We start from the raw sequence: 7,048 nt of genomic DNA, 5'->3' as shown, positions 1-7,048 counted from the left end.
CAACAAGTCTATGAGGAATTATTAATGGTACTCTCGAAACCCCTGTTTGTCTTCGCCGTCAGCTTTTCGGCAGTTGCCTTAATGAGCCATAGCGCAGCCGCAGATTATACCTATGGGATCGACTTGCAACAGATTGGTGCTCCTGAGGTGGATGGTGCCGTCTCCATCGAACTGCTTCTACGCGAAATCGACGATGGTCTAGGCACCGGATCAGATGTTGCGTTAGCCAATGGTAGCGGTGTGTTTGGATTTGGCATTCGATTGGAACGTACCAGTGGTGACGCACGCTTGAACAGCTTTCGCATTGCCGATGGCTTTAGTTTCTTTGGAGTAAATCCGTCGCCCAATCCGATCGAAAATGAATTCTTATGGGAGTTGAACGTCACGTCATCGAATCCTTTTGCCGCTTCACCTGGTTTCGGTACCAAGCTTGCATCATTCTCTCTAGGGACCGTCAAAATCACTCCAGGAGAGGAGGATTCAATTTTCACGGTCGGAAACTTAACGAAACCTTTGCCCAATAATTTGTCCTTGGGGAAAGATTTACTAAGTCAACGCGCTGACCGTGTCTCGGACTACGGCCAGCTCACTGTTACTGGCGTGCCGGAGCCGAGTTCCAGTTGGCTGATTCTGCTCGGTGCATCGGTCTTCCTGGGACGTCGAAGATCGGGGAACCGTATCGGTTAGACATGCTGCCGCGGGAAGACAAAGGAAGCGGATTGGGAGAGCACGGCTAAGGTTGCGCGAGAGCGGAGAAGGGTTAGCTGTCTCTGGCCTGGATTTTTTCGATCTCCGCATTCCTTCAGTTCAATATCGCGATGGCTGATCTTAGGCTCACGCCGCCTGCCTGCTCGGCTCTTATCGAATGGCCGTTGTAGGAGACGGGACTCGATGGTAATGCGTCTCCACTGCTTTGGCTTCTTCTCCCTCGGGACTTACGTTGTATGCCGTGATGATGAGTTCGTCGTTATTGGCAAATCGATATTCGGTCTTCCAACCCCACTGAGGTAGGTTCTGGGCAACGTCGTAGGCGCCGTGCACTGCGAAGCCTTGAGCGGTCGATGGACCTTGTGAAAAAAGGATTGCATCGCGCATGTGGAAGCTATCGATCCAAGAGGATTGAAACAACTGAGTTACAGAATTGAACGCCAGCATTTCTTCGCCCTGCCGCGGTTCTCCACGAAGTGTGCCATCATAAGTGTGGCGAACAAACTGGCCGTCAAACACTGCGGTGATGTTGCCAGAGACCTGTGAGGTGTCTGCGAGTTGGCCCGGTTCGAACCATGTGTTGCAAATCCCTCTCCACGCTCCTATCAGTTTGTCGAAATGCTGTGGCTGAGTCATGGAATGAGCCCTATCCTCTGCGGCGACGGACTGGTCGACTAGAACTGCGTTTGATATTGGAAGTAAAAGAAGTCTGCGTCGGCTTGTGACTGAACGTTGGGTGTCGATTGGTAGTACTCACCAGCATTGAAGAACGAGTAACCCAGTAACACTGAATTGCGTTCATTCAGGTTGATGGAGCACACGTAATCAATTTCATGCCCCAGGTCTTTGGAGGCCGCTAGGTCGGTTGTGTTGTAGGGTTGCATGGCAACGCTGTAGGGCGTCGTGGCTTGGTCCAAGAAGAAGTAGTGGTACCACAGCATCATATTGACGCGTTTGCCTACCGGAGTGGTCAATTGCACATTGACATCGTTCAAGTTGCGACGCCCGAAGAGGTCCATGAAGCCGTTGTATTTATGCGCGAGCGGGAAGTTGTGGTGAAACCCATTGTCGCCCACGCCGATCGCATCTGCACCTCCGCCCGAAGCCCAATCATAATAGGCCCATAGCGTTGGTTTCCAGCTGCAAACTGTTAGTTGTTTGCCGAGACCGCCAGTGACGAATCCGGCACCGTGTCCAGAACCGTTGGAGTTCTCTCCGAACTGGGTCCCGCCTTCGAAGTCGTATAGAAACAGATCGTTTTTGCCGGCCAAGCGACTCCCCAACGTGTGGTAGGCGAAGTTGGCATTCTCGTTGTCGTAACCGAGGTAATAAACATCGAGAGTTCCGATGTCCAGCCCCTTGCGACTCAAGTAGGTTCCAAAGAAGTGTTGATCGGTGTCGGCACTGTCCCAATCGAAGGAGCCTGCCGTGGCGGGAACGCGTGAGACTGGATTCGTGTAGAACCCATCGATCTCCCAATCATCGCTACTGTAGGTCAACCGGTAGCCATCGAAAGTTCGCCGTGTGTTGGCCCAGTCCAGAGGTGAGACAAGTCGCTGGGCGCCCAGGAGCAGCTCTTGCCTTCCAAGTCGTGCACTGATTTTTTCAGCACCGGTATCCAGTAGTTTGACATCGAAGAACAGGTTTTGGGCATCACCACGATTCTCTTCAATGGCACGTGCCGGGCTGGATTCTCCGCTGGAGTCAGCGTAAAGGAATTCACCATAAAAGCGAACGGTATCATTGACGCGATAGTTCGCAAACAACCGCAGTCGCGATAGCCAGAACTCGTCATCGACTCCGGTTAGTCCAAATCCGCGATGGTTGTTTTCGTGATGAAATCGTGTTCGATATTCTCCCCCCAAATCGAGCTTTCCGTTGTCCAGGCCCTTCAGTGCATCACCTGGAAAGTAGGGCCCCGAGTAGGCGGGATTGCGGAGGTAGCTGTAGTCGTTGGCATAGAAGACTCCCGGATAGGCTCCGAGCCCGGTGACTTGGGGCTTGGCTGGTTGGGGAGCCGTGCTGATGAGTTGGTAGGTGGGGGCCGTCGTCGTGGAGGAAGGCGAGATTTCCTGTCCCGGAGACTGCTCTCCCAGCACGCGATCTGACGCTGAAGGCTGTGCATTTACGGCGAGCGAGTAATTGAAGGTCTGAGCGTGTAGCGGTGAATGGGACAGCAGTATTCCGCTGCCACTGGCCAACGCCAAAACGGTACCTATTAGGCGTACGTGCATCAGATTCGTTCCATCCATGGAAACTTCTCTCGAAATGGGAATACCATGCTGCGTGTCGCCGCCAACGCACGCACGCTCAGCTAGCAGCTCCGCGCCAGCTTCTCTTTTAACCACTCTAATAATCGTCTCTTGAAAGCGGCTCTGCCCAGCAAAGTGGGAATCAACCTTGCATGAGCGCTAACCTGTACAACCGTCAGCTTGGCTTGCCCTAATTCCAGGCTGTCGCTGCACACTGTTTCAGCAGGAGGCCAATTCCTAATCCTTACACGTCGCAAACCACGAGAATCTTCGTTCTCGGTATGGGGCGACGGACGCTGTTGAGCTTCTTTAAGGTGGCGATGGTGACCGCTGTTGCATTCTGCGACCCTTGTCAGGGGGCGAGGGCATGCGTTGGTGGTACGTCATTTGCGTTGTCTGGAAACGGCCTGAGATGGCAAACCTTAGGCGGATCTACCTTCAGGCGGAAAGTGTTGGGCGGCATGTTCAAGTGGAGAAACGTTGCAGAGTTCTGGGGGATGCTCCTGGTTCTAATCGTAGTCGGATGTGGTCGGTCGGTAACGACGCTCGCCGAACTGGAAAAAGCGGCTACTGCGCTCGATCTCTCGCCGGCGGAAATTGATTGGGAAGCAGTCGCTGGCGGCGAGCTCTTAGATGTTGAAAAATCGACGCTCAAATTCGGGTTCATTAAATTGACTGACTGCGCTCCTTTGGTGATCGCCAAGGAGAAGGGGTACTTCGAAGAAGAGGGGCTGAATGTCGAGATCGAAGCTCAATCCAACTGGAAAGTGCTGCTAGACCGCGTGATCGATGGTCAGTTGGACGGAGCTCACATGTTGGCAGGGCAGCCCATTGGAGCCACCATTGGTTTTGGGACTAAGGCGCACATCATCACTGCCTATAGTCTCGATTACAACGGTAACGCGATCACGGTCAGTAATGATATCTGGAAGCAAATGCAGGAAGTCGAGCCTGCACTTAAAAGTCCACATCCACCGCACCCGATTACTGCTCACGCCCTCAAGCCAATTGTTGAGGGGTATCGGCAGGCGGGCAAGGATTTCAACATGGGAATGGTCTTCCCGGTTAGCACGCATAACTACGAGTTGCGCTATTGGTTGGCTGCTGCGGGAATTCACCCAGGCTACTACACGCAAGAGAATATTGCCGGAACGCTGGATGCTGAAGTGGTATTGTCGGTAACACCTCCCCCGCAAATGCCAGCTACGTTAGAAGCTGGAACCATTCTGGGATACTGCGTTGGGGAGCCGTGGAATCAGCAGGCTGTTGTCAAGGGGATCGGCGTACCGATCACGACCAATTACGACATTTGGAAGAATAACCCAGAGAAGGTGTTCGGCGTTTCGGCCGATTGGGATGCCAAGTATCCCAACACGCATCTAGCTGTGGTTAAGGCGCTTATCCGGGCTGGGAAATGGCTGGACGAGACCAACGAAGCGGGCGAGTTGGTCAATCGACCGGAAGCTGTGGAAATACTAAGCCGCAAGGACTATGTCGGTGCTGACGCGGCGGTAATCGCTAAGAGTATGACTGGATCCTTTGTGTTTCAGCCAACGGATGTGCGTCCCATGGCAGAGTTTAATGTGTTCTTCAGCGGATTCGCCAGCTACCCACACTACAGTGACTGCGTCTGGTTCTTAACGCAGATGCGACGTTGGGGGCAGATCACCGAGGCGCACCCTGAGGAGTGGTATTCAGAGGTGGCGCGTGAAGTCTACAAGCCTGAGATTTATCGCCAAGCAGCAGAGCTTCTGATACTGGATGGCAAATTGACAGAAGCGGACATTCCCCTGGCAAGTTACGAGGGGTATCGTCCCGCTTCGAACGAATTCATCGACGGCAATAGCTATGACGGCCGAGATCCGTTGGGATATTTGCAGAGTTTTGAGATTGGGATCAAAGACTGAATTCCTGGCAGGGAAATTGAACTGTCGAAGACTTCTCTATCGCCGATGGCTTTGCCATCACTTTTCAAGAACGAGAGATCCTATGAGTTGGCGTGGCGGATTGTTGAAATTCTGCTCAGTGACTGGGTTGCCTGCCCTTGAGCCCTTTGTGCGATTGGCATACGGCGAGGACCCGCAGGAGCAGTTTCGCGGGATCGCCAAATATATCCTGTTGCCAGGATTGGCGATTGTGGTGTTCTTGGCTTGCTGGTCGGTCGCCGCCAAAACGATCGTGACGGATAGTATGCAATTGCCCGGCCCCATGGCGACGTGGTCGGCAGGTACGGAACTGTTCAGCATGCATTTCGAGCAGAAGGCGCGGGATCGAGAGAAAGTGGCAGAGCAGATGCAGCAAGCGGTGACCATGGTGGCTACTGCCAATGCGATGCTGGCCAAGGCGGAGAGCGTAGAGGATGGAGCTCTCAAGCAGCGTCTAGAGGGAAATGCTTCGGTGATGAAGCGACAGGCCGTGGATACCGCGAACTACACCTCCTCGAGTGCGCCGACCTTCGTTGAGCAAATCTACACGAGCTTAAAAACGGTGTTCTTTGGATTCGGGATTGCAACGCTCATAGCGGTTCCCCTTGGCTTAATGTGTGGTATGAGTCCTTGGTTCAATGCTGCGATGACGCCGTTTATTCAAGTGTTCAAGCCGGTGAGTCCCTTGGCATGGTTGCCCCTGGCGGGGTTGATCATCATTTGGGCATACAGCGGTTCGAAGCCAGGTGAGACGTTCTTCGACAAGGCATTTTTGATCTCGGCCGTGACCGTCTCGCTCTGCTCACTATGGCCAACTTTGGTCAATACAACTTTAGGGGTCGCAAGCGTAAACCAGGACTATCTGAATGTTGCGCGCGTGCTGAAGCTTTCCTGGTCTCAGCGGCTGTTCAAGATCGTGCTACCGGCCAGTCTGCCGCTGATGTTCGCAGGGCTGCGAATTAGTTTGGGAGTTGGCTGGATGGTGCTGATCGCGGCTGACATGCTTGCCCAGAATCCCGGACTGGGGAAATTTGTGTGGGATGAATTTCAAAATGGTAGCAACGTGACCTACGCGCGTATCGCGTTCAGTGTGATTGTCATTGGAGTTCTTGGTCTGCTTTTGGATCGCGCCATGATTTGTTTGCGCAATCTTGTGAGCTACGACAACCCCGCAACGGCCTAATCAGGGAGAGCAAAAATGAGTCTAGCTATACTGCCCGAATCGAGAGCAACCCGACGGATCGCGCCGAGTATTCCCGATCCCATTATTTCTCTGCAAAACGTCTGCAAGGGATTTGGAAGTGGGGCGACTCGCACGGAAGTACTTGCGGACATTAACTTGCAACTACGCGAAGGGGAGTTCTTGGCGGTGGTTGGATTCTCGGGGAGCGGGAAGACTACCTTTACCAAATTGCTGGCAGGGCTTGAGAAACCCGACTCTGGTCAGATCATGATGCGTGGTAGTCCTATTACTGGCCCGGGGCCCGAACGCGGCATCGTGTTCCAAAATTACTCGCTGCTTCCGTGGCTTACTGTTCGCGGCAATATCGCTTTATCGGTGGACACTGTCTTTGCCAAATGGTCTAAGGGTGAACGTCGCGATCATGTCGAACAATTCATTGAGATGGTCGGACTCAGTCATGCGGCGCATCGACGGCCTCACGAATTGTCAGGTGGCATGCGACAGCGGACTTCGCTAGCCCGCACCCTGGCAATGAAGCCCGAAGTGCTCTTGCTCGACGAACCCTTGTCAGCCCTCGATGCCCTGACACGCAGCACGCTGCAGGAAGAAATTCTCAGTATCTGGGAGGCAGAGAAACAGACATGCCTGATGATAACCAACGACGTGGATGAAGCCATGTTGGTGGCCGATCGGATCGTACCGTTGAACCCGGGGCCAAACGCAACGCTGGGGCCCGTCTTTGACGTTCGCCTCGACCGGCCGCGGGATAAAACTGCGCTGAACCATGACGAGGGGTTTAAGGAACTGCGGAATACGATCACTAACTATCTGGTTTCTGTCCGCCAGCAAGCTCGCGATGCTCAACGACTTGCCGGAGGTGGTGCCAAGTTTGAATTGCCGGACATCCAGCCGAAAGATTTGTCCTTGGCGACCAAGGCCGTTTTCAATAGCCCACCTACAGGTAGATAGGAGCCGATCCG

Annotated in this window: 6 protein-coding genes; 4 read left to right on the top strand and 2 right to left on the bottom strand. The window is 53.6% G+C overall.

Going from position 1 to position 7,048, the window contains the following annotated elements; translation table 11 throughout:
- Positions 1 to 24: 24 nt before the first annotated feature.
- Positions 25 to 687, top strand: a complete 663-nt coding sequence (locus tag Q31a_RS28185; RefSeq protein WP_197355848.1) for a PEP-CTERM sorting domain-containing protein — start codon at positions 25 to 27, stop codon at positions 685 to 687.
- Positions 688 to 858: 171 nt separating this feature from the next.
- Here the strand turns inward: Q31a_RS28185 and Q31a_RS28180 are convergent, their stop codons facing one another.
- Both Q31a_RS28180 and Q31a_RS28175 read right to left on the bottom strand, forming a co-directional pair.
- On the bottom strand, positions 859 to 1,344 hold the full coding sequence (locus Q31a_RS28180; RefSeq protein ID WP_145085735.1) for a DUF1579 family protein: 486 nt from the start codon (positions 1,342 to 1,344) through the stop codon (positions 859 to 861).
- A gap of 38 nt (positions 1,345 to 1,382) precedes the next feature.
- Positions 1,383 to 2,942 carry an alginate export family protein gene (locus Q31a_RS28175; protein WP_231690981.1) on the bottom strand — a complete coding sequence of 520 codons (1,560 nt, stop codon included), beginning with the start codon at positions 2,940 to 2,942 and terminating at the stop codon, positions 1,383 to 1,385.
- A 479-nt stretch (positions 2,943 to 3,421) separates the two neighbouring features.
- Between Q31a_RS28175 and Q31a_RS28170 the strand changes: the two genes are divergently transcribed.
- The 3 genes from Q31a_RS28170 (at position 3,422) to Q31a_RS28160 (ending at position 7,037) form a co-directional block, all read left to right on the top strand.
- The gene (locus Q31a_RS28170) at positions 3,422 to 4,867 is read left to right on the top strand and encodes a CmpA/NrtA family ABC transporter substrate-binding protein (RefSeq protein WP_391575304.1); all 1,446 of its coding nucleotides are present in this window, start codon (positions 3,422 to 3,424) and stop codon (positions 4,865 to 4,867) included.
- A gap of 82 nt (positions 4,868 to 4,949) precedes the next feature.
- Entirely contained in the window at positions 4,950 to 6,068 is a 1,119-nt protein-coding gene (locus tag Q31a_RS28165) for an ABC transporter permease (protein ID WP_145085732.1), read from the top strand.
- 15 nt (positions 6,069 to 6,083) lie between these two features.
- A complete protein-coding gene (locus Q31a_RS28160) occupies positions 6,084 to 7,037 on the top strand; it encodes an ABC transporter ATP-binding protein (RefSeq protein WP_145085729.1) in 954 nt (317 codons plus the stop codon).
- Positions 7,038 to 7,048: the final 11 nt, after the last annotated feature.

The sequence above is a fragment of the Aureliella helgolandensis genome (assembly GCF_007752135.1).
GTDB classification, from domain to species: Bacteria; Planctomycetota; Planctomycetia; order Pirellulales; family Pirellulaceae; genus Aureliella; species Aureliella helgolandensis.
Note: the sequence above shows the minus strand (reverse complement) of the source record. Positions and strands in the feature narration are given on the sequence as shown.

Excerpts from the sequence above, each read along its gene's own strand:
- Q31a_RS28185 (WP_197355848.1), top strand. The coding sequence starts at position 25 with ATGGTACTCTCGAAACCCCTGTTTGTCTTCGCCGTCAGCTTTTCGGCA.
- Q31a_RS28180 (WP_145085735.1), bottom strand. The coding sequence starts at position 1,344 with ATGACTCAGCCACAGCATTTCGACAAACTGATAGGAGCGTGGAGAGGG.
- Q31a_RS28175 (WP_231690981.1), bottom strand. The coding sequence starts at position 2,942 with ATGCACGTACGCCTAATAGGTACCGTTTTGGCGTTGGCCAGTGGCAGC.
- Q31a_RS28170 (WP_391575304.1), top strand. The coding sequence starts at position 3,422 with ATGTTCAAGTGGAGAAACGTTGCAGAGTTCTGGGGGATGCTCCTGGTT.
- Q31a_RS28165 (WP_145085732.1), top strand. The coding sequence starts at position 4,950 with ATGAGTTGGCGTGGCGGATTGTTGAAATTCTGCTCAGTGACTGGGTTG.
- Q31a_RS28160 (WP_145085729.1), top strand. The coding sequence starts at position 6,084 with ATGAGTCTAGCTATACTGCCCGAATCGAGAGCAACCCGACGGATCGCG.